The sequence below is a fragment of the Acinetobacter sp. AB03 genome (genome assembly GCF_058107045.1).
This window is the reverse complement of record NZ_JBUEBA010000027.1, coordinates 1-1,716: the sequence shown is the minus strand read 5'-3', so window position 1 is coordinate 1,716 and position 1,716 is coordinate 1. Positions and strand designations below refer to the sequence as shown.

The 1,716-nt window shown below is 37.6% G+C and carries 2 protein-coding genes; both read left to right on the top strand.

Features of this window, described 5'->3' with window-relative positions:
* The first annotated feature begins 211 nt into the window (after nucleotides 1-211).
* The gene (gene fghA, locus ACY3FQ_RS17040; protein WP_004897267.1) at nucleotides 212-1,042 is read left to right on the top strand and encodes an S-formylglutathione hydrolase; all 831 of its coding nucleotides are present in this window, start codon (nucleotides 212-214) and stop codon (nucleotides 1,040-1,042) included.
* A gap of 333 nt (nucleotides 1,043-1,375) precedes the next feature.
* Complete coding sequence (locus tag ACY3FQ_RS17035; protein ID WP_004897265.1) at nucleotides 1,376-1,678, top strand: putative quinol monooxygenase; 303 nt, start codon at nucleotides 1,376-1,378, stop codon at nucleotides 1,676-1,678.
* Nucleotides 1,679-1,716: the final 38 nt, after the last annotated feature.

Genomic DNA, 1,716 nt, shown 5'->3' with positions numbered 1-1,716 from the left:
CTTTTCCATGCATGTGCATCATGAATGACATGCATGGAATTCTCCAAAACGGCACATCATCTGTAAAACAGATCTATCTGTGTAGGCATCGTGTATAGGTTCAATCAACCTGCCTACATTTTAAATCTTTATCACTATTCTCTGTGGAGAATGTCGGACTCTTTGTTTACTCGATTTCTCATGAAGTCTTGCTCAACATAGGTAATTGATTATGGAAATAATTGAGAAACATGCTTCTTTTGGTGGATCGCAAGAAGTGTATCGCCATCAGTCAATAGCATTAAACTGTTCAATGAAATTCTCAATATATCTGCCACCTCATGACAAAGATGAGCGGTTGCCAGTTTTATATTGGTTATCAGGACTGACTTGCAACGAACAGAACTTTATTACTAAAGCCGGAGCACAAAAGTATGCGGCTGAACATAAAGTCATTATTGTTGCACCAGATACCAGCCCACGTGGAGAAGATGTACCAGATCATGCAGATTATGATTTAGGCCAAGGTGCAGGATTCTATGTGAATGCAACACAAGCACCTTGGTCACAGCATTTCAAAATGTATGATTATATTGTGGAAGAGCTCAGAAATCTGATTGACCTAAATTTTCCGACCAATCAAGTCCAAAGTATTATGGGTCATAGCATGGGTGGTCATGGTGCATTAGTAATTGGGTTAAAAAATCCTGAGCTGTATAAAAGTATTTCTGCTTTTGCACCGATTGTTGCACCTAGCCAAGTACCTTGGGGGAAAAAGGCTTTCACACATTACCTAGGTGAAACCGAAACTTTATGGAAAAGCTATGATGCGATTGAATTAATCAAAAACGCTGAAGTTCATATACCTATTTTAGTCGATCAGGGAACAGCTGATGATTTTCTTGAAGAACAGTTAAGGCCTAAGCTTCTTAGTGATATGTGTTTGGAACAAGAATATCCTCTTACACTTAACCTAAGAGAAGGGTATGACCATAGCTATTACTTCATTGCGAGCTTTATAGAGAAACATATAGAGTTTCACAGCAAACTCCTAGCTAAATAACTTTGATAGATATGAGGATGTACATGTTGTTCTTGAATGCTTCTTGAGCAATATAATTTTCAGATGAAGAGGTCAGCTTATAAATCTAAGGTAGAGTCAATTGATCCTTATATAACTAAGATTGAATTTAACCATCTCATATCTTAATTTTTTGATTCAAATGTTAATGATATTAACTTGAATAAATTCATAGCATTATGTCGGAATAAAAAAACAGATTTTGGCTCAGCTATGGGATTTTTTTTTAACTTTTATACAACAAAACTTTCTGACATGCATACATTAGCAATGTCAGAATCAGTTTTAATTCTAGTCAATTGTGGAGTTTTAGTCATGCTTAAAACAGCTTTATATGTCCGCCTTGAAGCTAAACCGGGTAAAGAAGACGAAGTGGAAGCTTTCCTTAAAGCCGGTTTACATATTGTAATGGAAGAACCTGCGACAGTTGCGTGGTTTGGCCTACGTCTTGGACCTACAACATTTGGTATATTTGATGCATTTCCTGATGAGGCGGGTCGCCAAGCACATCTATCTGGCAAGGTTGCAGCTGCTTTGATGGCTCAGGCCGATGAGCTATTTTCAGAGCCACCGTCTATTGAAAAAGTAGATGTTTTGGCGAGTAAACTACCAGCTTAAACCGACGCTTAAATGTATGAGTGTGCTGCCTGAAATTT